Origin of the sequence: Mesorhizobium sp. CO1-1-8 (genome assembly GCF_020164875.1) — a bacterium.
In the GTDB taxonomy this organism is placed as follows: Bacteria; Pseudomonadota; Alphaproteobacteria; order Rhizobiales; family Rhizobiaceae; genus Mesorhizobium.
This window is the reverse complement of sequence record NZ_JAIUGZ010000002.1, coordinates 461,183-485,989: the sequence shown is the minus strand read 5'-3', so window position 1 is coordinate 485,989 and position 24,807 is coordinate 461,183. Positions and strand designations below refer to the sequence as shown.

Below are 24,807 nucleotides of genomic sequence, written 5' to 3'. Positions count from 1 at the left end.
ATGACGCATTTGACAAATTTACACAAAACAACGGGGGGCCATATCCCGCTTATCGGCTGACCGCGTCGTCGTCATCCTGCAGGCCGATAATAAGGGCGGTGGCACCACCGACGGCGGCGCCGCCCAAGAGAACCGGCAGCATGCCAGGTCCTGAGCTGGCGGGTACGATCGTCGCAGTTGGTGTCTCAAGCGAAACGCACATGCCGCCTTCGATAGGGTCGACCTTAACGGTGGCATTGGCTGGAATATCGAGCGCGCAATTGGCTCCGATAGCCAGCGAAGCAGACGCCTGCGCCCCGGTCATGATGCGCGCGCCCGCATACACCGGCGCCTCGGCATCCACCCCTGCATAGCCGCCGGCCTGGGACATCTGGACATCACCCCGGACCTGCGTAAGACGACCTATCGCGTCTGCGGACGCCGGCACGGTCACAAGACAGGAACAGGTTTGCTGAGCTACAGCCTCGGGCGCGGCGAACAGGACGCCCCCTGCGACGAATGCAACAAAAGCAAAAGCAGCTTCGAACCGACGGTAACTCATTATTTTTACCCCACCAAAACATGCAACTCGCCCTGTTGGTACGAATCACGCCCTCTCCACCCAAGCAATAGAGCAAATGGTTAACGAACCCAATAAACTAGCCCGCCCGCCGACCAATCCAGCCCCTTCGCCACAGCGCCAACACCGCTATATCCTCGTCAGCGGCTGACGCCGTTGTCATCATCCTGCGTCGCCGCGAGCACGCCAGACGTCAGAAGTGCGCCGGCGAAAATCGCTTCCGGCGGACCGAACCCGGCGCCGCTACCGGAGGGCTGAATAGCAGCCGTCCGCTCAGAGCCGACAAGCTTGAGGCAAATGTTGTTGCCAAGGCGGGAAACGTCGAGGCTCGAATTGGCCGAAACCTCCAGATTGCAGCCGCCGACCAGAACGGAGGCCGCGCCCTTGGCGCCGACCACCACACGGCTGCCGAAATCGAGCGCGCTTCCAACCTTGGCAGCGCCATAGCCCGCCGCCTGCGACACCATCACATCACCGATAGTGGAATGGATGGATCCGATCGGGTTTGCCGAACCTTGATAGGGTGTCGCGCAGATGCACGAAGCATCCTGGGCAAACGATGAAGCTGAACCAAACCCGATTGACACGACAAATACGGCAAGCGCAGTTTTAACCACAAGGTTCATCAGTCTTCGATTCCTTCTTGCTGCACCACTTCAGGCGCACCCAGTCAAAGGCAGTGCATCAGCGCGTACCAGTTTTTGGCCACAATTCCAACCTGTTTCGCGCGCGCGAGGCGATTTAAGCTGATGCGTGTCTGTCCGAGCACAGTACTTTAGCTAGATCGCATTAATAACTTTCGACTACCTGTCACAGGTTTCTTATTATCGTGCAAAAATTTGAGGTCTCCTTTCCGCGGGACTGGCCTTATAAGCTCTATAAGAATTGACCAAGTTGAGCGCGCCAACCCTTTCGCCAACCAACCTAATATATTGAATTATCGATACGTTTCGGTGTGGATATTCCTTGATGGCAGCCCCGCGATTTCGACCATTGGCCGTGTTGACAGCATGTAATTGGAGATCGGCTCGATACCAATCGCGGCCAACGGGGTAGACGGCCGGCTCGGCTACCCATTCCTACTCTCTCGGCCATAGAGATCTGGCTCCATGACCCCACCTCGATCCAGCTCACCAAATCGGTGTGCCGCAGACTTAGAGTCTCTATCGCTTATTTCGGCCGTACCACGTGCCCTTGCCGGTTCCATGTTGGGCCAGATGGTTCGCTTCCACCAGAACGGCTAGGTGTTTTTTGACGGTGTTTCGGTTTGCGCCTGTCAGGTTGACGATCTCGCTGATGGTTATGCGCCCGCGTTCCTTGATGGCTTCAACGATTTGAAAAGAGAGTTCGGGCAACGTGCCGAGCACAAGACGTTCCCGCTCGATTTTTTTCTCAAGCCGCCGCTTTTGCTGCTGAAGAGCGCGCAGGAAATACACAGCCCAAGGTTGCCAATCTGGCTTCGGGCTGCGGATCGTTTTCTGGGTCTGGCGTAGTGCCAGATAATAGCCTTCCTTGCTGTTCTCAATCACGCTTTCGAGGGAAGAGTAGGGCACATACACGTATCCGTTGCGCATCAGCAGGAGCGTCGTCAGAACGCGCGACAACCTTCCATTGCCATCCTGGAATGGGTGTATCTCCAGAAACACCACTGTGAAGATTGCGACGACGAGCAGAGGGTGGAGGCTTTGCTCGCTAAGTGTGTTGCGAGTCCACTCGATAAGCTCCTTCATCCGCTTTGGTGTATCGAGGGGCGTCGCCGTTTCGAAAATGACGCCAATCTCTTTCCCGTCGGCATCGAACGCACTGACATTGTTGGCGAGTGTCTTATATGCGCCGCGATGGCGCTCGTCCTTGTTGCTGAACGCCAGCAGGTCACGGTGTAGCTGTGTCAGGTGGTTTTCGGTCAGATCAATCGCATCGAAATGCGCGAAGATCATTTCCATGACCTGTGCATATCCGGCGACTTCCTGCTCGTCTCGGGATTCAAAGAATTTGATGTCGAGGTTGGCGAGCAGCCGCTCTACTTCGCCGTCAGTGAGCCTGCTTCCTTCGATACGGGTAGAAGAGCCAATGCTCTCGATGGTCGCAACGCGGCGCAAAGCCGATAGGCGCTCTGGCGCGAGCGCTCCCAGCGCTCGCCAAGCGCCTTTGAATTCGTCGATCTCCGAGACCAAGGCAAGGATTTCGGGGTAATGTGTAAGGAACCGATCTTCAGAGTCATACCCAAAAATATACCCAAAAATACCCAAAAACTCAAGAACCGACGTCACCCAATAAAAGACCCATAAATACCCAAATGCAGGAACCGGTCGGCCGGGGTCAGGACATATCCATTCATGTCGCCGCAAGAGCACCCAGTCCGTACCCTTCAGCAAGGTTTGTACGTTGCGCCGGCCTGAACCGGCTGGCCGCAGAGAATTCCGCCCTGCGTGAGTATGGTAGCCAAATCTTCCCCCTCAGCGGTCAAGCACTGCACAACAAGGGTATCGCCAATCCTGGAAGCGATCTTGCCGTCGCAAGGTGTTCCGGCACCGACAGGTTTGCAGGCCAGGACGAGCCCCTGATAGTCTCGGCGCGCCGCTTCCGTCACCAGGAGGCGCATAGCCTGAGGCCTGGAAAACGCCGCCCCGCATAGCAGGATCTTGCGACCGCCGACACGCAGATCATCGACCGATGGAATGGCGAGCTTGCCGTCAAACGGCTTGAGCGCGGCTACCGGCTTCGCGGGGGACGGGCCGTCCTTCTGCATCACGATGACGCCCAGAAAGCCAACACCAAACAAAACAGCCACGACGGCAAGCAACGCTATGCTCCTGACTGACAAAACCATCCTCCATCCGACCCTGTGCGGCCGGTCCGCTCATTTCGTCGCAAGGGCGTTCAGTCTTTCTATCTGCCGCATATACTTCTCGATGACGATCGTTTCCGAAAACTGCCGCTCGACCTTGTTTCTGCTCTGGGCCCCCATCCTGTCCCTGGACGAGCCGTCCAGCCGCGCAAACTCGACCATCTTGCTCGCAAGGTCATCAGGGTCCCTCACCTTGCATAGGAAGCCATTGACGGCGTGGTCCACCACTTCCCTGCATCCTGGCACATCGGTTGCGATCAGCGGCTTGCCCATCGCAGCCGCCTCAAGCAGCGAGCGCGGCGTTCCCTCCCTGTAGGAGGGCAACACGACACAATCGGCGGCACGCATGAAAGGCCGCACATCGTCGGTGGAGCCGAGATATTCGACCAATCCCTCACCAACCCATTTCTCCACGTGCTCGCGGCTGACCGCGGTCCGGTTTTCGACATCAAGAAAGCCGAGTAGCTGGAAACGCACTCCGGGCACCTCACGGCAAACCCGACGGGCCGCCGTGATGAACTCGCCGACACCCTTGTCCCAGAGAAGCCGGGCCACGAGAAGAAAGACGATGGCGCCAGACCCGGTGCGCGCTTCGGGCGACGGGGAAAAACGCACGAGGTCGATCCCGGAGCCAGGCAAAAGCGCGGTTCGATCCTTGCGAACCAAGCGTTCGTCGACGAACAGCATCCGGTCATCGTCATTCTGGAAGAAAACCATTTTGGAACGGGCCAACGCCACCCGGTACAAGGCCTTGGCAATCCTGAGCAGCAAACCACCGCGGACGAACGCCGTCCCCAATCCCGAAATGTTGTTGATAACGGGAATGCCGTTTAGATTGGCCGCGATGGAGCCGAACACGTTGGGCTTGATCGTGAAGCCGACAAACGCCAGCGGTCTCTCGCGCCGCAAGAGACGCCAGTAGCGCCACAGAAGGACCAAATCCCGCAACGGTGACGTGCCGGAATTGTCCATGTCGAGTTCGACATAGCGGCAGCCCATGGCCGCAATCAGCGAAGAATACTCGTCTCTCGGCGCGATCACGACCACGTCATAGCCACGGCTCCGCAGCGCCTCGATCAGTCCCTTGCGGAAATTGACGACATTCCAGGATGTGTTTATCGAGACGACTATCTTGTTGCGAGCAACGGGGGTCATCTCTGCCCACCCGGATATGACGACGGCGCTCTCAACAGCATATCCGCAAACCGATCCGGCGATCTTTCCGACAAGGTCTTTCCGTACAAGGCCGACCGATCGCCGCCCTGAATGACCTTCACCAGTGCTTCCGCAATTTCCGACGCGCCAAAGCTGGCTGAAATCTCCAGCCCCGACAGCATGTCCAGATCTCCCGCACAGGGGGTGGTGACGATGCCGGGAATCCGGCAAGCCATCATCTCCAGAAGGACGTTGGGAAATCCTTCCGTCGCCGACGTGAGCATGCCGGCACGCGCTGCGCGAAACAGCGGAAACGGGTTGTCTCTCTGGCCGAGCAGATTTAGTCGCGAGGCCAGATCAAGCTTGCCGGCGCGGGCTCTCAACTCCGCTTCCATGGGTCCAGAGCCAACCATGGTCAGCTCATAATCCTCGCCGGTCCTTCGTCTGACCTCGGCCAGCACATCAACCGCGATCGTCGGACGCTTCACATCGATCAGCCGGCCGCACCAGACTATCTGTGGACGGCGGGAAAGTATCTGGGCATCGTGCCGGGACAATGCTTCCATGGACATTTTGACGATGAGATCTTCGTCGACCGGGTTGGGCAAAGTACACAGCTTGGCGATTGCTCGCGGGGGCAATACGTCACGCAGGCGTTCATTCATATAGCTCGTTTGCGCGACTATCATGTCCTGGCTGCCATAGGCAGCGTAGAGCGCCTTGTAAGCGAGCGCGCGAGGACCCTTGAAGCGGTCCAGAAGCACCGTGGACTCGCGGGCGACCAGCCTGTCGCTGCGGAGAAGTCCAACGCTTCGGGCGGCAGCCAGAAACGAGTTTACCCGTGCGTGGCTCGAGAACACCAAATCGTACCGATGCCGGATCAGCCGCGGGGCGAGCAAAAACTCGCTCATGGCCTTACCGCCGCCAAAGCCGTAGCTGCACCGAATTCCGTCCTGGTGTGATCCAGCGGCCTCGCCCGCCCCCTGGCCACCCAAGAAGCCGATTTCGACGTCCCAGTCGGGTCGCTTTGCGAGTGCGCGCGCAACAAGTTTCAGGATGGTTTCGGCACCACCTCTTCTGTCGAGCGGAATGGCGATCAGCGCGAGCTTCCTTTTCATGAGCCGCGGGAACTCACTGTTTTCGCCGAAAGACATAGGCGTAGGTTTCAGCGGCATCCTTGCGGAGAAACAGGGCCGAAACGCCTAACCAGATGCGCCAAGCAAGAAAGGCCGGCACGAAAAAATAGAAGTAGGAGCTTTTCCAGAACAGACGGCGCTCGACAAGTTCCAAGTCGTTCCGCTTTGCAATTGTTTCGACGTCACTGGGCAAGCACTTGTCGTAGAAGGCCGGAAACCCGTCATGACCCATGCCCTTTTCAGGATAGATCGCAAACAGCAGCCGTCGTTTCATCCCCTCCGGCAGGACCCGATTCAATCTGGCAAAAACGGCGTTGCGCGAGGGCGAGAAAATGGCAACCACGCCTCCCGGCTTCACGCAACTGGCAATGCCGCGCAAGGCACCCTCGCCATCGCGGACGTGTTCGAGCGTGGCCTGGCAAATGACGACGTCAGCATCGCCCCTCCCCCTAAACGAGGTAAGGTCCGCTTCAATCTCCTCATCGTATATTCCACGTGGTGCTTTCAACAACTCTTCCGCGTCGAGATCGAGCCCAATGACAAAAAGCCCCAGGCGCCGCTTCTCCGAAAGGCTGACGAACGGCCTGGCACCACCGCCAAGATCGTAAACCCGTGCGTTTGAGGTAAGTAAGGGAGGTGCTATCTCCGTCGCAAAGGTCCGGTTGCCGTCGATGCGAAGGCGCCGCGGCAGAGCTCTGTCCAGGAACTCGGAAATGACCACGTTCGCGCGAACAAACTTTCGCAATATCGACACAGCTTCACCACCGGTTTCGTTTGGCGATCTGCGCCCACTCGGATTTGACATCCGCGCTATATCCTGTGGAAGACGTAGAGCCGCGTATGATGCGAAAATGGGCCGAGCAACCGGTCCGCGGCAGCACGCAAACCTCTCAGGATTCCATTCTTGCTGTCGTACCAGGCCTGCATCGGCTTGGAGAAAAATGTCTCGTCCTTCAGCCCCTTGAAGCCTCCCCTTGGCTGTGATTCCAGAAGCTTGAAGCCGTGCTGTTCGAAACTGGAAACAATCGAAGACGGCCCAAGAACGAACTGGTAAAATCCGGCCTGTTCACCTGAAAACCTGGGATAGAGACCCATTCTGATCTTCAAGCGTCGGAGAGGAGAAATGCTCGGCACTGTCACGAAGGCAACTCCTCCAGACCGGATGATGCGCCTCATCTCCAATGCGATCTCATCGTAACCGTCGAAGAAGTGCTCGATCACCCCCAAAGACCACACCCCATCGAAGAATTCGTCCGCGAAGCCCGTTGCTCGAACATCCCCCACGGTCACTTGCAAATGGGGCGCGGCACGGTTCACCATCCCCACGGTCTTCTGCGCGAAGTCGATCCCGTAGGCGGAAAAGCCTGCCTGGTGGAGGCCATGGACCGTATTGGCCAAGCCACATCCAGCGTCCAGAACCTTGGCTGATCCGGTCAGATATTGCTTGGTGGTTTCAACGACAAAGCGATCCGGCCTCAAGACAATCCCTTCGGCCCAGTGAGAATCCCAATAGTCGTCATCAGCCACCGTGCCGACATGGACGATGCGTCTGTTTTTCTCGTCGTAAAATGCTTTCTTCTCATTCATTTCTGGCATCCGGCCCGACCATCAAAACGGTGCCCTGTTTCGCACCAGGCCCTTGGTCTGCAATCACATTCCTCAATGCGAAAAAGGAACAGGCAGCGGCAACGACATATCCGAACAAAAATGCCATTTCGCTGCCAAGCGGCACCCGCCACCAAAGGCCCAATGCCGCCAGACAACAGCAAGCCAACGCCCCTATCGCGTAGGAGTAGGTCAACGTCATCGCTTTGCTCGACCGAAGCGCAAACGGATCGATGACCACTTTTTTCGTCCTGTTGACCAGAACAGCACAAGAAACGATCCCGAACACCACAGGGTCAAAAGACTTCCCCAGCCATCCGGAGGCATGGCCCGAGAAAAACAGGCCAACTATTCCGGCCGCAGCCGCGGTCGCAAAAATGAGTGCGATGGCCGCTCCCTCGAACAGTCCGCGCCGAAACTCCCTGACGTTTCCATTTGCGGCACTCAGAAACGCCCTGGGCACGAAAACGAAGCTGGCCGCATTCATGAAGAAGCCGACGGACCGTTGTGAAAGATCGACACAAAACGAGAAGACGCCGAGATGGGTCTCGGAGCCAAGCAACAAAACAATGTATCGAATGCCGACAAACACGCCGCTCTCGGCCAGATTGCTCAACACAAATCCCAAGCCTGTGACCAGAGACCCGGCAAGATAGGAAAAGCCAGGTCGTCTCAGATTCATAGGTCCCAGGAAGGCAAATGAAATCAGCGCTCCAACGAAATAACTGAGCGAAAAGGCTGCAAGAGCCGAGCCAACTTTCGCATCTCCGGCAAGCAGGATTATGGCTCCTGCCTGGTATGCGACCGCCTGGCCAATCGCCGACCAACCGTATGCCCACAAACGCAGTTGTGACCTCAAAATCTCTTGAAGTGCGGTGTGCAAGCCGAAAGAAACAATGATGGTCGCGGCAACGGTATTGCCAAATCCCAGCCACGTCAGCGCCAGCCCAGCCAGGACGGCAAACAACGCCACAACTGCCAGCACGGTCAAAATGGATGATACGTACTCTCTACCCATTCCCGCAGCATGCATTTTTGCGGAAACCGGCATTATCGAATAAGTAGCGAAACCAAAAACAAGTGTCGAAATAAATGAAACTGTCGCAATCGTCGTGCTGAAAATACCGTACTGTCCAGTCTCCAGATGGCTCCCTATGTACAGCAACGTCGCTATGTTCAAAAGACCAGGAACAATTCGTATTACGATGGCTTCCACCAACTTCCACAAGCTGGCTTCTTTCATGAAGTCACCCGCACGAATGACCTCTTGAGCAAGAACGGGAAACTCAAGACACCAAAGCTCAAACAGGCAAGAACCGCCTTGCCCAGGAACCGAACCGACTGATATCGTCCAAGCCAGAATGCCCTGATGTAGTTCAAGTTCAGCAACAACATCGGGTATGCATTTTGCCGCTGAAGAAGCCGAATCCTTGCCGTCATTCCCTCCGGCAAATATCGTTTTCGTCCAATCTCGACATTGACACAGATAACGTCGTATTCGATCGCCAATCTGGACCAGAGAAGAGATGTTGGAACACGGCGGAACCGCCCCGCTGGGGGCACGGCAACCCGTTTGAGCAAAGGAGTTCTGATCACCTCCTTCTTGTCGCCGACCACCCGTTCGTCGGCCCGCATCTTTATCAGGTTTGTCCGTTCCGACGGAAACGGCTCTGCTGCCGTCTCTGGGTGACCAAGAGCCATCGAGAACACAAAACCGGCAATCTTCTCATCGACACCTCTCCGCGAGAGGTGTTCACAGACTTCCGGCAAGCGATCGGTGAAGAGATCGTCGTCATCGTCGAAGACCATGCAATAGTCGCCAGTGGCGGAGGCAATCGCCGAAAACATCGCGCGGCCTCTGCCGTTATTCGGGCCAGTGGTGACCACCAAACTGGCATCGCGAGACGCGATTTCCGCAAGCGCTTCATTCGTTCCGTCGGTCGAACCGTCGACATGAACGCATATCTGCAATGAACAGTCCGCACGCAACAGTTGCTGAACCAGCGCCGCAACGCGATCCCGCCGATTGAACGTGGGGATGCAGACGCTCAATAGCGCCTGGGACTGCAATGGATTGCAGACTGCCTGTTTGCGAGCCGTACCGATTCCATCTGCTCCTGGTTACGTGATCATGGGACAGCGCGGATCAGCCGGGAAACGCCGAGCTTTATTTCCGCGCAAAATACGCCTTGTACCACTCGACAAACCGGCCGACGCCCTCGGTCACCGTCGTCGTCGGGCGGTAGCCGACCGCCTGCTCCAGCGCCGAGGTGTCGGCAAAAGTATCGGGCACATCGCCGGGCTGCAGCGGCAGCAGTTCGACGATGGCTTTCCTGCCAAGCGCGTTTTCCAGCGCCTCGACATAGGCGGTCAGCTTCACCGGGTTGTTGTTGCCGATGTTGAAGATGCGCCAGGGGGCGCTGCTTGTGGCCGGATCGGGACGGTTGGAGTCCCAGGCGGCATTGCCCGTGGCCGGACTGTCGCTGGCGCGGATCACGCCTTCGGCGATGTCGTCGACATAGGTGAAGTCGCGCGTGTGGTTGCCGTTGTTGAACAGCTTGATCGGCTCGCCGGCAAGGATGTTCCTGGTGAACAGGAACAGCGCCATGTCCGGGCGCCCCCATGGGCCATAGACGGTGAAGAAGCGAAGCCCGGTCGTCGGCAGCCCGAACAGGTGGCTGTAGCTGTGCGCCATCAGCTCGTTGGCGCGCTTGGTCGCGGCGTAGAACTGCAGCGGGTGGTCGGCCGGCCTGTGCTCGGAAAACGGCATGTCGGTGTTGGCGCCGTAGACACTGGACGTGCTGGCATAGGTCAAATGCGCAACGGCGCTGTTGCGGCAGGCCTCCAGCATGTTGGTGTAGGCGATGATGTTGCTTTCGACATAGGCATGCGGGTTTTCCAGGCTGTAGCGAACCCCGGCCTGGGCGGCGAGATGGATCACCCGGTCGAATGCGTGCTCGGCAAAGCAGGCGTCGACCACGCTCTTGTCGGCGAGATTGCCGCGGATGAAATGATAGCCGGCATTGGTCTTGCGGCTCGCCTCGTCCAGCAGCCGCAGCCTCGCCTCCTTGATCTCCGGATCGTAGTAGTCGTTGACATTGTCGATGCCGACGACCTCGTCACCGCGCTCCAGCAGCCGCTTCGCTACGTGATACCCTATGAAGCCGGCCGCGCCGGTGACCAGAACCTTCATCAGAAACGCCCATCCGTGACATGCCTGGGGAACAGACCCTTGATGTCGTAGATGACGCCCGGGTTTTTGCAAAGCGCCAGCAGTCCGTCGACGCCCAACGCGCGGAACTGCCTGTGGCCGACGGCCACGATAACGCCGTCATAGCGGTGGTCGGGAATGTCCTTCATGCTCGCTACGCCGAAGGCACGCGCGCATTCCTGCGCGTCGACCCAGGGGTCCCATATGTCGATGCCCGCATTGTATTCCTTCAGGTGGGCAACGATATCGGCGACCTTGGAATTCCTCAGGTCCGGACAATTTTCCTTGAAGGCCGCGCCCATCACCAGAATCCGGCTGCCAACGACAGGTATTCCCTTGCGCATCATCAGGCGAGCCGTCTGATCCGCCGCGTGCTGGCCCATGCCGTCATTGATACGGCGGCCGGCAAGAATCACCTCCGGATGATAGCCGAGTTCCTGGGCCTTGTGGGTGAGATAGTAGGGATCGACGCCGATGCAGTGGCCGCCGACGAGACCAGGCGTGAAGCGCAGGAAATTCCATTTGGTGCCGGCGGCCTCCAGCACTTCGGACGTGTCGATGCCGAGCTTGCCGAAGATAAGCGACAGCTCGTTCATCAGAGCGATGTTGAGGTCCCGCTGGGTGTTCTCGATAACCTTGGCCGCTTCGGCGACTGCAATGCTCGAAGTACGGTGCGTGCCTGCCGGCACGATCGAGGCATAGAGCGCATCGATACCTTCGGCGGCTTCCGGCGTCGAGCCGCTGGTGACCTTGACGATCGTCTGCAACCGATGCTCGCGGTCGCCCGGGTTGATGCGCTCGGGACTGTAGCCGAGGAAGAACCCCTCATTGTAGCGCAGGCCCGAATGCTTCTCGATCAGCGGCGCGCACACCTCTTCCGTGCAGCCGGGATAGACGGTCGATTCGAAGATCACCACCGCGCCTAGCGAGATGACCTCACCGACCAATGTCGATGCCATGATCAACGGTTTCAGATCCGGACGGTTAGCCCTGTCGATCGGCGTCGGAACCGTGACGATGAAAATCCCGCAATCGCGCAGATCGGCCTTGTCTGTGGTGAATGTCAGCCGCGACGCAGCACTGATCTCATCACTGCTGGCTTCCAGCGTATGGTCGTCACCACACTTCAGCGCGTCCACCCTCGATTGGTTGATGTCGAACCCGACGACATCCCTGGTGGCGCCAAAAGCGACCGCCAGTGGCAGGCCGACATAGCCAAGCCCGATGATCGCTATTTTCCTGGAGGCGAGATCCATCTGCTTCCTGCGCTTGCTATTCCAGAGCCCTGCTTCGCATTGGTTATCGCGCACCAAAGCCGGTAAGTATCGTTTTCATTGTCTTGAGGGTTATCAAAACGTCTAACCAAGGCGAAAAGTTCTTTATGTAATAGAAATCATAGTGCAATTTTTCCATAACGTCATCGACGGCAGCCACATGCCCCTGATTGACTTGTGCCCACCCACTTATGCCTGGCCTGACGATATGCCTGTAGCGATAGAATGGCAGCTCAGCCTCGTACCACTGTGACAGCACGACAGCTTCCGGTCGCGGTCCGATCCAACTCATTTCGCCACGCAGGATGTTGATGATCTGCGGCAGTTCGTCGATCCTGGATTTTCGCAGGAAACGCCCGACTCGGGTGATGCGATCATCGTCGTGCCTGGTGATCGCCCTCTCCTTGTCGCTGGCGGCGCCAGAGTGCTGGCGCATTGAGCGAAACTTGTAGACCGTGCAGATCTTGCCCCGGTAGCCCATGCGTTGCTGGCGAAACAGCGCGGGACCATCGGAATCCAGCCGGATCAGCAGCGCTATCAACGCCAGAACGGGGGAAAGAACGATAATCAAGACAAGTGCCGAGACCCAGTCGACCGCCTGCTTGATCTTGAGATAGGCTTGGTTCGGATTGAGCGAACCCAGCGTGTTTTCCGACAGATGCTCGATCTCGACGCGACCGGTCAGCGACTCGCTGACCTGTTTGACGTGGTATACGGGCGTTCCCGAAAGGGCTCGATCCGCAATGTATCGTTCCCATTCCGCGCCAAGATCGGCACGCAGATCAACGACCACGCCGCTGGCTCTTTCAATTATCGTACTGGTCGTCTTGATCCAAAACCAATGCACACCCGGTAACGCCTTGAGGCGCTCGACATCTCCGCCGGGAACCACGACGAGCCGGTACGGATCGAGACGCCGCGTCAACAGGCTCAGGCCGAAATACCAGAGCGTGGACTGTGTGAAGCTGGCGGCGGCTTGAAACCGGCTGTACTCGAATCGAAAAAAGAAGATGGTCAGGAAAACAGCCCCGTATGACAGGGCAAATGTCGGCAAGATGTAACTTGCCGCGGCCACGCCCGGGAAATTTCCGATGCGGCGATAGGATAAGAAGCCCACAAGGTGCGCGATGACCGCAGCGGCTACTGTTACCTGAAGATTGGCCGAATAGATAAACTCAGGATTGAAGACAATCCGGATGATCGCCGGCGCAAAAATCGCGAATGTCAGTCCGCCCAGCAGTTGAAACCGAATCCTGAACAGGAAGTGCCGGCTTCCGACAATAGTCGACGCTGCGACATTCAATGTCTTCCCCCCTCCCCGAGGCTGCCGTGTCGGCGACAGACCAGCGCGATAGTGCATCTGACCTGCTCGCGCACAAAAACGAATCGGACGTCTCGCCCCCCGGCGATTCGATACAGTCGGAGACCAAGAGCTACGACAGCGCGGCTGCGCCAGCAAGCATCTATTTCTCAGATCAACAGTTCGGGAAAGTTTTGATCAAATGCATTGTTTGATTCAATTGAAAAGCTATCGCCTGCAGCGCGCCAACGCCGGACGATAGGGCGAATAATGCGATGTAATTTCCAGCACCGCTCCGGCGATCAATCCCTTGGTAAGTCGCTTGGGAGCTGGGCCGACCGTTTCAAAGCCACCGCATCCTGGGGCACGGCTTTGCTTAATCGATTGTAGTGGCCGAGCGGCTTTGCCGACGCCTTGCCTTTCGCACTGCAGCATCATATCGCTCCAAGGACGGACCGGCGGAACTTTCCGTTTCGCCAATCTTTCCAATCTCCTGCAACCGGAGAGCGATGCATGACCAAATGGGTTTTCACCTTTGGCGATGGTGCGGCGGAAGGCCGTGCCAGCGACAAGAATCTCCTGGGCGGCAAGGGCGCCAACCTGGCCGAGATGTGCAGCCTGGGGCTGCCGGTGCCGCCGGGCTTCACCATCACCACGGAGGTCTGCAACGCCTATTACGCCAATGGCCGCACCTATCCGGCCGGGTTGGAAGCCGATGTCGCGGTCGCGCTCGATCACATTGGCCGGCTCACCGGCCGTCGGTTTGGCGACCCGTCGAAACTGCTGCTGGTGTCGGTGCGTTCGGGGGCTCGCGCCTCGATGCCCGGCATGATGGACACCGTGCTCAATCTCGGCCTGAACGACGAGACGGTCGAGGCGCTGGCCGCCGATTCCGGCGACGCGCGCTTTGCCTATGATAGCTACCGCCGCTTCATCCAGATGTATTCCGATGTCGTCATGGGCCTCGACCATGAGGTGTTCGAGGAAATCCTGGAGGACCAGAAAGGCGGGCTCGGGCACGAGCTCGACACCGAACTGACGGCGCTCGAATGGCAGGGCGTCATCGCGCTCTACAAGGCCAAGGTCGAGGAAGAACTCGGCAGGCCGTTTCCTCAGGATCCGCATGAGCAGCTCTGGGGCGCCATCGGCGCCGTGTTCTCGAGCTGGATGAACAACCGCGCCATCACCTATCGCCGCCTGCACGACATTCCCGAAAGCTGGGGCACGGCGGTCAACGTCCAGGCCATGGTGTTCGGCAATATGGGCGAAACCTCGGCCACCGGCGTTGCCTTCACTCGTAATCCGTCGACCGGCGAAAAGATGCTCTATGGCGAGTTCCTGGTGAACGCGCAGGGCGAGGACGTCGTCGCAGGTATCCGCACGCCGCAGAACATCACCGAGGCGGCGCGCATCGCAGCGGGCTCGGACAAGCCGTCCCTGCAGAAGCTGATGCCGGACGCGTTCCAGTCGTTCGTCACTATCTCCGACAGCCTGGAAAAGCACTATCGCGACATGCAGGATCTCGAATTCACCATCGAGCGCGGCAAATTGTGGATGCTGCAGACCCGTTCCGGCAAGCGCACCGCCAAGGCGGCGCTGAAAATTGCCGTCGAGATGGCGCAGGACAGGTTGATCACGAAAGAGGAGGCGGTCGCCCGTATCGACCCGGCCTCGCTCGACCAGCTGCTGCATCCGACCATCGACCCCAAAGCCGCGCGCGATGTCATTGGCATTGGCCTGCCAGCGTCGCCCGGTGCCGCCACCGGCGAGATCGTCTTTTCCTCCGGCGACGCCGAGGAATTGAAGACGCAAGGCCGCAAGGCGATCCTGGTGCGCATCGAAACCAGCCCTGAGGATATTCACGGCATGCATGCGGCTGAAGGCATCCTGACCACGCGCGGCGGCATGACCAGCCACGCCGCGGTGGTGGCGCGCGGCATGGGCAAGCCTTGCGTGTCGGGCGCCGGCTCGCTGCGCGTCGACTACAAGGCCGGCACGCTGATGGCGATGGGCTCGACCTTCCGCAAGGGCGACATCGTCACCATCGACGGCGGCAATGGCCAGGTGCTGAAGGGCGCCGTGCCGATGCTGCAGCCCGAACTTTCCGGCGATTTCGCCGCCATCATGGCGTGGGCGGACGCGGTGCGTCGCATGAAGGTGCGCACCAATGCCGAAACGCCGCTCGACGCGCGCATGGCGCGCTCCTTCGGCGCCGAAGGCATCGGCCTTTGCCGCACCGAGCATATGTTCTTCGATGGCGACCGCATCGTCGCCATGCGCGAGATGATCCTGGCGGACACTGAAAAGGACCGGCGCGCCGCACTCGCCAAGCTTCTGCCCATGCAACGCTCGGACTTCCTCGAACTGTTCGAGATTATGGCCGGCCTGCCGGTGACGATCCGCCTCCTGGATCCCCCGCTGCACGAATTCCTGCCCAAGACCGAGGAGGAGGTGGCCGAGGTCGCCGCCGCCATGAAGGTGTCGCCGGACAAGCTCAGGCAGCGCACCGAGGCGCTGCACGAGTTCAACCCGATGCTCGGCCATCGCGGCTGCCGCCTGGCCGTCTCCTACCCCGAAATCGCCGAGATGCAGGCGCGGGCCATTTTCGAGGCGGCCGTGGAGGCCGGCAGGAAGGCCGGCGCCCTGGTGGTCCCCGAGATCATGGTGCCGCTCGTCGGCTTGGTGAAGGAGCTCGACTACGTCAAGGCGCGCATCGATGCGGTTGCCAAGAGCGTCATGGAGGAAACCGGCATCAAGATCGACTACCTCACGGGAACCATGATTGAGCTCCCCCGCGCCGCGATCCGTGCCCATGTCATTGCAGAGTCAGCCGAATTCTTCTCCTTCGGCACCAACGACCTGACCCAGACGACCTTCGGCATCTCGCGCGACGATGCGGCCTCGTTCCTGGAAACCTATCGCCAGAAGGGCATTATCGATCAGGACCCGTTCGTCTCGCTCGACATCGACGGCGTCGGCGAACTGGTGCGCATGGCCGCGCAAAAGGGCAAGGCGACGCGGCCCGACATCAAGCTCGGCATCTGCGGCGAACATGGCGGCGATCCGGCCTCGATCCGCTTTTGCGAAGAGGTCGGCCTCGACTACGTGTCCTGTTCGCCCTATCGCGTGCCGATCGCCAGGCTGGCGGCCGCGCAGGCAGCGGTGCTGGTTGCGAAAACAGGCCGCGGATAGGATCCATCCAGCTTACCGTTTTGTAAGGCAATTCACGCGAACGTGCTGGCGGCGTCGCGTAATCTCGACATTGTTCCTGCCCAATTTGCGGCCATCCGCAAATTGCTCCCGGAAACAGATGCTTCAGATTTCTCCCGCGCCGTTCCACTCGATCCTGGTCATTCAAACCAAGTTCATAGGAGATCTCGTCCTCGCCTCGGCGCTCGCCAAAAACCTGCGGCTCGAATTCCCCGGCGCCAGCATCGTCTTTCTATGCGAGGCCCGTTTCGAGAGCTTCGTCATGGCCCATGGTATCGCTTCCGAGGTGGTCCCATTCAGGCGCGACCGCATGCGCGGAACGCCCTTGGAGCGCGGGAAGGAGCTCTACGCCATGGTGCGGGCGTTGCGGCGCTTCCACTTCGACCTGACCATCGACCTGACCGATTCGAAGACGTCGCGCATCGTCACCGGGCTCGTCAAGGCAAAGACCCGTGTCGGTTATAATCCTCCCGAAAGACCCTTGCGTATGCTGGAGCGGCAGCCCGCCAACGTCTTTGCCAAGCCGTACGGCTTTGATGGCCAGCATTTCCTGTACCGCTACCTCTCGCCGCTCGAAGCGCTCGGCATCGAACTTCGTACGGTGATTCCGAACCTTCAGCCGCTGCCATTGGAGACGGCGAAAGCATTGGCGCTGCTGGGTGAGCACCATCTGCGGCCAAACGCCTTCATCGCCGTGCATGCGGGTGCAAGCTTCGAGGGGCGACGTTGGCAGCCGGAGCGGTTTGCCGCAGCGATCGTCGAGATCGCCGGCGAGACCGGCCTGGACGTCGTCCTAGTGGGCGGCCCGGACGAGCGCGAGACCGCAGAACGCATCGTCGCCAGGACCGCGCCGTCGGTCGTCAATCTCGTCGGCGACCTATCGCTTGAAAGCCTGCTGGCGGTGTTGAAACAGGCCCGGCTGTTTCTCGGCAATGAGAGCGGCCCGATGCACATGGCCGCAGCCACCGGGACCCCGGTTGTCGGGCTGTTCGGTCTGACGGAGCCGTCGCGCTGGGGTCCCGTCGGCGTGCCCAGCATCTCGCTCCAGCCGCCGATGCCTTGCGCCTGCATCGCCGAGGACCTCTGCCGCGCGCCGGATCCCAGCAAGGCATGCTGCGTTTGGGGCCTGGAGGTCAAGCCTGTGGTCGACGCGGTGCGCGAGGTTCTTTCGCGCACCGAAATGAAGCTGGAACGCGCCATCTGAGATCATGCCTCGCATGCACGACTCTCGAGGCGGTGGAATGACCCCTTCGCCACAGGAACGGTCACATTGTCGCGTGGAGCGCTTTTCTGCTATGCATCATCCCGATTTCCGCCTTCATGCGGGTCTTTGGGAAGCCTGCTTGAAATGACGGGTCAGGAAATCGGTTTGATGCACCTGCTGCAAAAAAATCTCTGCATGATCGCCATGTCATTGGCGATGGTATCCGCCGGTCATGCCGCGCCGCTCGTCGAGCCGACGCTGCACATCAAACCGCAGGCGAGCGGCGCCGGCCGTGTGGCACTCACGCTCGACGCGTGCGGTGGACAGACCGACAACCGGATCCTTTCGGCGCTGGTGGACAACAAGATCCCCGCCACCATTTTCGTGACCGGCATCTGGCTGAAGCGCAATGCCGCCGCCGTCGAGATCATGCGGGCGCATCCCGATTTGTTCGAACTGGAAAATCACGGCGGCCACCACATCCCGGCGGTAGACACGCCGCGGAAAATCTACGGCATCCGCAGCGCCGGCAGCCCGGACGCGGTGCTGGCCGAGGTCGAATCGGGAGCCGCCGCTCTTGCCGGGACCGGCGAGCCGGCGCCGAAATGGTTTCGTGGCGCAACCGCCGAATACAGCCCGTCGGCAATCGCCATGATCCGCAAGCTTGGCTTCAAGGTCGCGGGTTTCTCGGTAAACGGCGACGGTGGCTCTTTGCTCGGTGCCAAGGAAACCGCGCGGCGCATCGCGGCGGCCAAGGACGGCGACGTCATTATCTCGCATATCAACCAGCCGACCCATGCGGCCGGCGAAGGCGTGGTGCAGGGGCTGCTGGCGCTCAAGGCCAAGGGCTTGACCTTTGTGCGGCTCGACGATGCCGAAGGCATCGGCAATAATGGCACGACGGAGTGAGTGGCCAGCCGAGCGTATCTCAATGCCTTCGGTGTTGGCTCAGTCCGGTTTGGCTTCGATCGTGACCTTGCTGGCGTAGAATGCGCCGTGGTTGCGGATTTCAGCCATCTCGTCGAAAGGCCGCTCGTATGCCCACATGGCGTTGTGACCGGTCTCGCCGGCAGGCAGCACGCTCCAATAGCTTGCATCGCCCTTGTAGGGGCAATGGGTCGAGTGGTCGGTGCGGCCAAGCTTGCCGAAATCGATGTCGGCGAACGGAATGTAGAAGGCCGCCGGATAGGGAGCCTCGGTCAGCACCTTGGCCTTCGCTGTTGAAGCGATGACCACGTCTCCGGCACGCACGGTAACGGTGCCGGCATAGGGCTCGATGGTGATGACTTTTTCCGGGTTGCGTTGGAAACCGGGTGCGGGGTTGGCGATCTGGTCCATGCGGGGGCTCTCCTTGCGTCAACTTTAAGTGTGTTGCGCAAGCGCATTGCGCAAGCCGCTATCGCCATCCAGCACGCAAAACTCGCCGGGCCGACGCCGATGGATCACGCCTTGGAATCCTCGGGATACTTGCCGTCAGCTGTCAGGCGGCGGCCTTGAACACGTCCATGAGACCGGCATAGGCGGCAGCGATCCCGGCGACCGGGTTGCTGCTTCTCGATACGGTCTCGACCTTCAGGGAACCACCACCGGTCGGCAAGGTAAGCAGCAGGAACTGGCGGTTTCCGCCATCGCCGACTGACGCGGCCGCGACGTGCTGGTCCTCGCCCTGGTTCTGGACACACATCTTGAACAGCAGCGTGCCGCCGACCGCTTCCAGCGCGCCGCCGACAACTTCAACAAATTCATCCTCGGAAACAGTCTTTGTGTCCGGCACCAGATCGGCCAGACTTTCGGCAAGCGTACTCTCGAGAGCCTTGTCGTCGAGTTGCGCGTCCATGCGAACCTCTTTCAGTCGCCAATCGCACCCCTTTGCCCGTTAACGAAACTTAACGCCGACGATGGCCGGATTGTGGCGGTTTCCCACCAATGCGGCGCTCGGTGGTGCTGGCGGCTGGACAATCCGCCGGTTCGCTTCACAATAGCCCGAAAAGAACAATGCAAAAGCGTGAGGGAGGACCGAATGCTGGGACTGATGCAGGAATGGCCGCTGCTTTGCCATAAGCTTATCGACAATGCCGAGCGGCAGCATGGCGTGCGCGAGATCGTTTCACGGTCGATCGAGGGGCCGATTGTGCGCACCACCTACGCCGACATCCATCGTCGCGCCCTGAAGGTCGCCCAGCGGCTGGAGCGCGACGGCTATGGGTTGGGCGACCGCATCGCGACGCTGGCCTGGAACACCGCCCGCCATATCGAGGCCTGGTACGGCATCATGGGCATCGGCGCCATCTACCACACGCTCAATCCGCGGCTGTTTCCCGAGCAGATCGTCTGGATCATGAACCATGCCGAGGACAAGGCCGTCTTCGTCGACCTGACCTTCGTGCCGCTGCTCGAGAAAATCGCCGGCGCCGTAAAATCGCTGAAACAGGTGATCGTGCTGACCGACAAGGCGCATATGCCGCGCACGACATTGCCCAACGCGGTTGCCTATGAAGACTGGCTTGACGAGGCAGATGGCGACTTCGCCTGGAAGACCTTCGACGAAAGCACCGCCGCCGGCATGTGTTACACGTCCGGGACCACGGGCGACCCCAAGGGCGTCGTCTACAGCCACCGTTCGAACGTGCTGCATGCCATGATCGCCGCCATGCCCGACGCCATGGGGCTGTCGTCGCGCGATACGATCCTGCCTGTCGTGCCGATGTTTCACGCCAATGCCTGGGGCCTTGGCCAGAGCGGGCCGATGATCGGTGCCAAGCTGGTCATGCCCGGCTGCAAGATGGACGGCGCCTCGATCTACGAACTGCTCGACACCGAGAAGGTGACCTTCAGTGCCGCCGTGCCGACCGTCTGGATGATGCTGCTGCAGCATCTGGAGGAGACCGGCAAGAAGCTTCCCTATCTCAACAAGGTCGTCATCGGCGGCTCGTCCTGCCCGCGCGCGGTCATGACGAAGTTTCAGCAGAACTACGATGTCCAGGTCATCCATGCCTGGGGCATGACCGAAATGTCGCCGCTCGGCACGCTGTGTACCCTGAAGCCGGACTATGAGGGTCTTGAAGGCGAAGCCCGGCTCGATGTCCAGCAGAAACAAGGCTATCCGCCGTTCGGCGTCGAGATGAAGGTGACCGACGACGACAACAATGCGCAACCCTGGGACGGCAAGACATTTGGGCGCCTGAAAGTGCGTGGGCCGGCCGTTGCCCGCGCCTATTATGGCGGCGCCGGCGTAGAGCAGTTCGACGAGGATGGCTGGTTCGACACCGGCGACGTCGCCCACATCGACGCCGGCGGCTATATGCAGATCACCGATCGCGCCAAGGACGTCATCAAGTCCGGCGGCGAATGGATTTCGACCATCGACCTCGAGAACCTGGCTGTCGGTCACCCCGATGTCGCCGAGGCGGCAGCCATCGGCGTTCAGCATTCGAAATGGGGCGAACGGCCGCTGCTGGTCGTCGTCCGCAAACCGGGCAAGGAACCGAGCAAGGCCGATATTCTCGACTTCATGGACGGCAAGGTGGCCAAATGGTGGATGCCGGACGATGTCGCCTTCGTCGGCGAAATTCCGCACACCGCCACCGGCAAAATCCAGAAGATCACCTTGCGCCAGCAGTTCAAGGATTATCGCCTGCCGACGGATTGACGGGAATGTTGTGTCTTTCGGCTTCAAGCCGCTGCCAAAAGGTTCTAAGTCTCCGTTCGGGTTGGGGTGGTGCGGCGATCGATGGCAAGTATTCCTGAACGGCAAACGTCGAGGGCGGCCGGATGGTCGCGGCGCACGGCCGCTTTTTCGTTGGTGCTGCTGCTGACGGTCTTTGTCGGTCATCGCTTCGATCTCGTCGAAACACCGGTCTTTCTGTGGGTGCTCGGCATTGTCGCGCTGCTGGCGGCGATGGCGCTGTTGTTTGCCGGGTTTGCCTTTTCGCGGCTCTGGAATTTCGGCGACCGCGGCGGTCGCGACCTGACGGTCGGCGCGCTGCTGGCGCTGCTGGTGCTCGCACCCTATGGCGTCGCCGCCTACTGGGCGACAATCTATCCGCCGCTCAGGGACATCTCGACGGATTTCGACGAACCGCCGGCGCTCGACGTGAGCGACCGCACGAAGGATATGAACGTGCTTGCGCCGTCGACGCCTGGGGAACAGCGGCTGCAGACCGATAGCTATCCGCTGGTCAGCGCACGCAGCTACGACCTGCCATTCGAGACTGTCGTCAATGCCGTCGAAACCGTGCTCGACCGGCGCGACTGGGATCTATCGGAGCCCTATCCAGATCTCGCCGGGCAAAGCGACGTGACCATCACCGCAGTCGCCAAAGGTTTCGTGATCGGTCTTCCAGCCGATGTGGCGATCCGCGTGACCGACGATGGCGATACGGTCGTCGTCGACATGCGGTCAGCTTCGCGATACGGCCGCTACGACCTCGGCGACAACGCCGCGCGCATCACCGAATTCCTGGCGGAACTCGACCAAGAAGTCGCCGGTCAGGTTGGCGCCGCGCCGACCGAATAAGGCATCGGCACCCGGCAACGGTCCAGGTGGCCTATCCGGCCGACGTGAAAATGCCGTCGATGGCCGGTGCGGCATCGGTCACAACCAGGCCGCGCGCCGTCAGATCCTCGAGATGGGCTAGCACCGACAATCCGGCGGCGCCATGCAGCCGCGGATCGGTGTCGCGATAGATCGCCTTGACCATGTCGGGAATCGTCCGGTCGCCCTCTCTGACCCGCTCCAGAATGGCGCGCTCGCGCATCTTGCGATGCGTCTTCAGCCCGCGCATGAAGGCACGCGGTGCCGTCACCGGCCCGCCATGCCCGGGCAGCAGCAAGCGGTCCCCGCGTTCGATCAGCCGGTCCAGCGAGGCCATATAATCGGCCATCGCCCCATCCGGCGGGGCGACGATGGAGGTTGCCCAGGCCATGACATGATCGGCCGAAAACAGGATGCCGGTTCCTTCCAGCGCAAAAGCCGCGTGATTGGCGGTGTGGCCTGGGGTCAGAACCGTCCTGATCGACCAGCCGTCGCCCTCGACCGCCGCGCTGTCGGAAAGGGCAATGTCGGGAACGAAAGCCATGTCGGCACTGGCGTCGAGCGCATTGGTTTCGCCGATATGCAGGGCTCTTGCCGGCCGGTGCGGCCCCTCGGCCAGCACGATGGCGCCGGTGCGCTCTTTCAGCCGGGCCGCCAGCGGGGAGTGGTCGCGATGCGTATGGCTGACGAAGATATGACTGACCGGCCGGCCTGCGATCACCTCGAGCAGGGTCCGTAGATGCACCTCGTCATCCGGCCCCGGATCGATCACCGCCAGCGTATCGCGGCCAATTATGTAGCTGTTGGTGCCGTGGAAGGTGAAAGGGCTTGGATTGCGGGCCGTGATGCGCTGGACATCGGGCGCGACGTTCACCCCCTGGCCATAGGAGGGGTCGAAGCCGGTGTCGAATTTCAGTGCCATGGCGGATGCATCGGTGCCTTGTTTCGGGAAACGGCAAAACCGATTGCCGCATAACACGCAAGCCAATATAGGAGGATGTGAGGCCGCGAACATCGGAGTGCGGCAATCGGATTGGGGAAATACCATGGCAATTGCAACTACGATGCGTCCGCTTGTTTCTCTGGCTCTGCCGCAAAATGGCGCGGCACGGCTGGCAACGCAGCTTTTCCTGGCCATCGCCGGAACGCTTGTGCTGACCTTGTCGGCCAAGACCAAGGTGATGCTCGGGCCGGTCGACATTTCGATGCAGACGCTGGCCGTGCTGCTGATCGCCGCCGCTTTCGGCATGCGTCTCGGCGTCGCCACCCTGCTGCTCTACATGGCGGAGGGCGCCATGGGCTTCCCCGTCTTCCAGAGCACGCCTGAAAAGGGCCTCGGCATTGCCTACATGCTCGGCTCGACCGGCGGCTATCTCGCCGGCTTCGTGGTCATGGCGGCAATTGTCGGCTGGGCCGCGGATCGCGGCTGGGACCGTCATCCGATCAAGCTTTTCAATGCCATGCTGGTTGCCGAAATCGTCATGATGGCGATGGGTTTCGCCTGGCTGGCAGCGCTGATCGGCCCGGAAAAGTCGTGGCAGTTCGGCGTCGTGCCGTTCATCGTCGGCGATCTGATCAAGGTGGCTCTCGCGGCAAGCCTGGTGCCGGCCGTCTGGACGCTGCTCAAGCGCGGCTGAAGCGCGCAATCGAGGAAACGGCCAGGGGCAATCAAACCCCTGGCTGGGCGGTGTGACTGGCGGATTTCCGGTCTGGTGCCCGCCAAGTATATCACTCAGGTTCCGGAAGCGGCTTTGGAAACAGCACGTCCATCGTGGACGAGGTGCTGCTTTGAAGCAGCGAACAACCCGCGCGCAATGCCTGCGATGCGCTGAACGCGAAGGAACTGAACGTTGCCGCCTTGTCGCAACTTACAGTCCGGTTGAAAGACAATCACCATCTGCCGCCTTAACCAGCCATGCTGGCGAGGCATGCAGGTGCGGTTCTGGGCCGCTCTTCATTGGTCAAGGAACGTTTTGAAGCAATCCGAAACTGTTCCTGCCTGAAGACGTGAGTTCCACAGAAGCAAGTTATGACGAGGTCGCCGTCACGCCCACGCCAGGATGCGGCAAAAAGACTTGCTATGTCAGGGATTCTGGAGTAGAACATAGAGTGAACAAAGAGGTGGCTATGAAACTGTCCGGAAAACTCGACTACCTGGAAATGCCGGCTACGGGCGGGACGCTGGACCGGCTGAAGGCCTTCTACAGTGCCGCCTTTGCCTGGTCGTTCACTGACTATGGGCCGACCTATTCGGCCTTTGCCGAAGGCCTGGACGGGGGTTTTCAGGCCGACGCCGCCGAAGCGCCATCAAAGCCGTTGCCGGTGCTCTACAGCAGGGATTTGGAGGCGACCCTCGACGCTGTCGAAAACGCCGGCGGCACCGTCGTCAAACCGATCTTCGCGTTCCCTGGCGGCCGCCGTTTCCACTTTGCCGATCCGGCCGGCAACGAGATGGCGGTGTGGTCCGAATAGCCAGCTCGTCCTGTCTGGCGGCGTTGCTTTTGCTGCCCAAACAGGCGTTCTCACCACCATTCATGGGCATTGTGCTTTTCGGCTGCTCTGCTAATAACGCGCCGCACAAGCGACTCTGACGGCAATTGGGGCGTCGCCAAGTGGTAAGGCATCGGTTTTTGGTACCGACATTCCCAGGTTCGAATCCTGGCGCCCCAGCCATCCCGCTCGGGTCCGTTCCGGACACATAGGACCCGAGAGTACCTTTGCGATCTTCCAACGAGTCCGGCGGCTAGGAATTCTATTGCGTCATAAGTTCG

The 24,807-nt window shown here is 60.1% G+C and carries 23 protein-coding genes and 1 tRNA gene; 8 read left to right on the top strand and 16 right to left on the bottom strand.

The annotated features are described in order from the left end of the window. Positions 1-49 precede the first annotated feature (49 nt). The 13 genes from LB558_RS05710 to LB558_RS05650 form a co-directional block, all read right to left on the bottom strand. The gene (locus tag LB558_RS05710; protein ID WP_224696612.1) at positions 50-541 is read right to left on the bottom strand and encodes a hypothetical protein; all 492 of its coding nucleotides are present in this window, start codon (positions 539-541) and stop codon (positions 50-52) included. A 158-nt stretch (positions 542-699) separates the two neighbouring features. After that, positions 700-1,026: a hypothetical protein gene (locus LB558_RS05705; protein ID WP_224696611.1), complete on the bottom strand. Its 327-nt coding sequence runs from the start codon at positions 1,024-1,026 to the stop codon at positions 700-702. Between the two features lie 696 nt (positions 1,027-1,722). After that, positions 1,723-2,829 carry a Fic family protein gene (locus LB558_RS05700; RefSeq protein ID WP_224696610.1) on the bottom strand — a complete coding sequence of 369 codons (1,107 nt, stop codon included), beginning with the start codon at positions 2,827-2,829 and terminating at the stop codon, positions 1,723-1,725. 98 nt (positions 2,830-2,927) lie between these two features. Beyond that, entirely contained in the window at positions 2,928-3,362 is a 435-nt protein-coding gene (locus LB558_RS05695; RefSeq protein ID WP_224696609.1) for a hypothetical protein, read from the bottom strand. A gap of 57 nt (positions 3,363-3,419) precedes the next feature. Further along, positions 3,420-4,562, bottom strand: coding sequence for a glycosyltransferase family 4 protein (locus LB558_RS05690; protein ID WP_224696608.1), 1,143 nt, complete (start codon positions 4,560-4,562; stop codon positions 3,420-3,422). Further along, positions 4,559-5,716, bottom strand: coding sequence for a glycosyltransferase (locus tag LB558_RS05685; RefSeq protein ID WP_224696607.1), 1,158 nt, complete (start codon positions 5,714-5,716; stop codon positions 4,559-4,561). Before LB558_RS05685 ends, LB558_RS05690 begins: the two co-directional genes overlap by 4 nt. Then, a complete protein-coding gene (locus LB558_RS05680) occupies positions 5,694-6,503 on the bottom strand; it encodes a class I SAM-dependent methyltransferase (protein ID WP_224696606.1) in 810 nt (269 codons plus the stop codon). The genes LB558_RS05685 and LB558_RS05680 overlap by 23 nt, the downstream gene beginning before the upstream one ends. A gap of 5 nt (positions 6,504-6,508) precedes the next feature. Continuing rightward, positions 6,509-7,285 carry a class I SAM-dependent methyltransferase gene (locus LB558_RS05675; RefSeq protein ID WP_224696605.1) on the bottom strand — a complete coding sequence of 259 codons (777 nt, stop codon included), beginning with the start codon at positions 7,283-7,285 and terminating at the stop codon, positions 6,509-6,511. After that, positions 7,278-8,546 (bottom strand): hypothetical protein, encoded by a 1,269-nt coding sequence (locus LB558_RS05670; RefSeq protein ID WP_224696604.1) that lies wholly within the window; start codon positions 8,544-8,546, stop codon positions 7,278-7,280. The genes LB558_RS05675 and LB558_RS05670 overlap by 8 nt, the downstream gene beginning before the upstream one ends. Beyond that, positions 8,543-9,355, bottom strand: a complete 813-nt coding sequence (locus tag LB558_RS05665; protein WP_224696603.1) for a glycosyltransferase family 2 protein — start codon at positions 9,353-9,355, stop codon at positions 8,543-8,545. The genes LB558_RS05670 and LB558_RS05665 overlap by 4 nt, the downstream gene beginning before the upstream one ends. 115 nt (positions 9,356-9,470) lie before the next feature. Continuing rightward, positions 9,471-10,496: an NAD-dependent epimerase gene (locus LB558_RS05660; protein WP_224696602.1), complete on the bottom strand. Its 1,026-nt coding sequence runs from the start codon at positions 10,494-10,496 to the stop codon at positions 9,471-9,473. After that, a complete protein-coding gene (locus LB558_RS05655) occupies positions 10,496-11,770 on the bottom strand; it encodes a nucleotide sugar dehydrogenase (RefSeq protein WP_224696601.1) in 1,275 nt (424 codons plus the stop codon). The genes LB558_RS05660 and LB558_RS05655 overlap by 1 nt, the downstream gene beginning before the upstream one ends. A gap of 43 nt (positions 11,771-11,813) precedes the next feature. Then, the gene (locus LB558_RS05650; protein WP_224696600.1) at positions 11,814-13,091 is read right to left on the bottom strand and encodes a sugar transferase; all 1,278 of its coding nucleotides are present in this window, start codon (positions 13,089-13,091) and stop codon (positions 11,814-11,816) included. Positions 13,092-13,601: 510 nt separating this feature from the next. Here LB558_RS05650 and ppdK point away from each other — a divergent pair. The 3 genes from ppdK (at position 13,602) to LB558_RS05635 (ending at position 18,411) form a co-directional block, all read left to right on the top strand. Beyond that, positions 13,602-16,280, top strand: a complete 2,679-nt coding sequence (ppdK, locus tag LB558_RS05645) for a pyruvate, phosphate dikinase (protein WP_224696599.1) — start codon at positions 13,602-13,604, stop codon at positions 16,278-16,280. A gap of 118 nt (positions 16,281-16,398) precedes the next feature. After that, on the top strand, positions 16,399-17,502 hold the full coding sequence (locus LB558_RS05640; protein ID WP_224696598.1) for a glycosyltransferase family 9 protein: 1,104 nt from the start codon (positions 16,399-16,401) through the stop codon (positions 17,500-17,502). Between the two features lie 168 nt (positions 17,503-17,670). Then, positions 17,671-18,411, top strand: coding sequence for a polysaccharide deacetylase family protein (locus LB558_RS05635; RefSeq protein ID WP_224696597.1), 741 nt, complete (start codon positions 17,671-17,673; stop codon positions 18,409-18,411). Between the two features lie 39 nt (positions 18,412-18,450). On the opposite strand, the gene LB558_RS05630 is transcribed toward LB558_RS05635, so the two are convergent. Together LB558_RS05630 and LB558_RS05625 are read right to left on the bottom strand one after the other, a co-directional pair. Further along, positions 18,451-18,840, bottom strand: a complete 390-nt coding sequence (locus LB558_RS05630) for a DUF427 domain-containing protein (protein ID WP_224696596.1) — start codon at positions 18,838-18,840, stop codon at positions 18,451-18,453. A 142-nt stretch (positions 18,841-18,982) separates the two neighbouring features. Then, on the bottom strand, positions 18,983-19,339 hold the full coding sequence (locus LB558_RS05625) for a hypothetical protein (protein WP_013532740.1): 357 nt from the start codon (positions 19,337-19,339) through the stop codon (positions 18,983-18,985). A gap of 183 nt (positions 19,340-19,522) precedes the next feature. On the opposite strand from LB558_RS05625, the gene LB558_RS05620 reads away from it, so the two are divergent. Both LB558_RS05620 and LB558_RS05615 read left to right on the top strand, forming a co-directional pair. Beyond that, positions 19,523-21,151: a fatty-acid--CoA ligase gene (locus LB558_RS05620; protein WP_224696595.1), complete on the top strand. Its 1,629-nt coding sequence runs from the start codon at positions 19,523-19,525 to the stop codon at positions 21,149-21,151. 81 nt (positions 21,152-21,232) lie between these two features. Further along, complete coding sequence (locus LB558_RS05615; protein WP_224696594.1) at positions 21,233-22,018, top strand: DUF1499 domain-containing protein; 786 nt, start codon at positions 21,233-21,235, stop codon at positions 22,016-22,018. Positions 22,019-22,049: 31 nt separating this feature from the next. Here the strand turns inward: LB558_RS05615 and LB558_RS05610 are convergent, their stop codons facing one another. After that, positions 22,050-22,958 carry an MBL fold metallo-hydrolase gene (locus LB558_RS05610; protein WP_224696593.1) on the bottom strand — a complete coding sequence of 303 codons (909 nt, stop codon included), beginning with the start codon at positions 22,956-22,958 and terminating at the stop codon, positions 22,050-22,052. Between the two features lie 124 nt (positions 22,959-23,082). Between LB558_RS05610 and LB558_RS05605 the strand changes: the two genes are divergently transcribed. From LB558_RS05605 to LB558_RS05595, 3 genes are all read left to right on the top strand, one after another. Continuing rightward, entirely contained in the window at positions 23,083-23,673 is a 591-nt protein-coding gene (locus LB558_RS05605; RefSeq protein WP_224696592.1) for a biotin transporter BioY, read from the top strand. Positions 23,674-24,163: 490 nt separating this feature from the next. Then, positions 24,164-24,508 carry a VOC family protein gene (locus tag LB558_RS05600; protein ID WP_024503642.1) on the top strand — a complete coding sequence of 115 codons (345 nt, stop codon included), beginning with the start codon at positions 24,164-24,166 and terminating at the stop codon, positions 24,506-24,508. A gap of 126 nt (positions 24,509-24,634) precedes the next feature. Beyond that, a tRNA-Gln gene (locus LB558_RS05595) sits at positions 24,635-24,709 on the top strand. Positions 24,710-24,807: the final 98 nt, after the last annotated feature.

Coding starts and splice junctions, on each gene's coding strand:
- LB558_RS05710 (WP_224696612.1), bottom strand. CDS start 541: ATGAGTTACCGTCGGTTCGAAGCTGCTTTTGCTTTTGTTGCATTCGTC.
- LB558_RS05705 (WP_224696611.1), bottom strand. CDS start 1,026: ATGGTGTCGCAGGCGGCGGGCTATGGCGCTGCCAAGGTTGGAAGCGCG.
- LB558_RS05690 (WP_224696608.1), bottom strand. CDS start 4,562: ATGACCCCCGTTGCTCGCAACAAGATAGTCGTCTCGATAAACACATCC.
- LB558_RS05685 (WP_224696607.1), bottom strand. CDS start 5,716: ATGTCTTTCGGCGAAAACAGTGAGTTCCCGCGGCTCATGAAAAGGAAG.
- LB558_RS05680 (WP_224696606.1), bottom strand. CDS start 6,503: ATGTCAAATCCGAGTGGGCGCAGATCGCCAAACGAAACCGGTGGTGAA.
- LB558_RS05675 (WP_224696605.1), bottom strand. CDS start 7,285: ATGAATGAGAAGAAAGCATTTTACGACGAGAAAAACAGACGCATCGTC.
- LB558_RS05670 (WP_224696604.1), bottom strand. CDS start 8,546: ATGAAAGAAGCCAGCTTGTGGAAGTTGGTGGAAGCCATCGTAATACGA.
- LB558_RS05660 (WP_224696602.1), bottom strand. CDS start 10,496: ATGAAGGTTCTGGTCACCGGCGCGGCCGGCTTCATAGGGTATCACGTA.
- LB558_RS05655 (WP_224696601.1), bottom strand. CDS start 11,770: ATGGATCTCGCCTCCAGGAAAATAGCGATCATCGGGCTTGGCTATGTC.
- ppdK (WP_224696599.1), top strand. CDS start 13,602: ATGACCAAATGGGTTTTCACCTTTGGCGATGGTGCGGCGGAAGGCCGT.
- LB558_RS05640 (WP_224696598.1), top strand. CDS start 16,399: ATGCTTCAGATTTCTCCCGCGCCGTTCCACTCGATCCTGGTCATTCAA.
- LB558_RS05635 (WP_224696597.1), top strand. CDS start 17,671: ATGCACCTGCTGCAAAAAAATCTCTGCATGATCGCCATGTCATTGGCG.
- LB558_RS05630 (WP_224696596.1), bottom strand. CDS start 18,840: ATGGACCAGATCGCCAACCCCGCACCCGGTTTCCAACGCAACCCGGAA.
- LB558_RS05625 (WP_013532740.1), bottom strand. CDS start 19,339: ATGGACGCGCAACTCGACGACAAGGCTCTCGAGAGTACGCTTGCCGAA.
- LB558_RS05620 (WP_224696595.1), top strand. CDS start 19,523: ATGCTGGGACTGATGCAGGAATGGCCGCTGCTTTGCCATAAGCTTATC.
- LB558_RS05615 (WP_224696594.1), top strand. CDS start 21,233: ATGGCAAGTATTCCTGAACGGCAAACGTCGAGGGCGGCCGGATGGTCG.
- LB558_RS05610 (WP_224696593.1), bottom strand. CDS start 22,958: ATGGCACTGAAATTCGACACCGGCTTCGACCCCTCCTATGGCCAGGGG.
- LB558_RS05605 (WP_224696592.1), top strand. CDS start 23,083: ATGGCAATTGCAACTACGATGCGTCCGCTTGTTTCTCTGGCTCTGCCG.
- LB558_RS05600 (WP_024503642.1), top strand. CDS start 24,164: ATGAAACTGTCCGGAAAACTCGACTACCTGGAAATGCCGGCTACGGGC.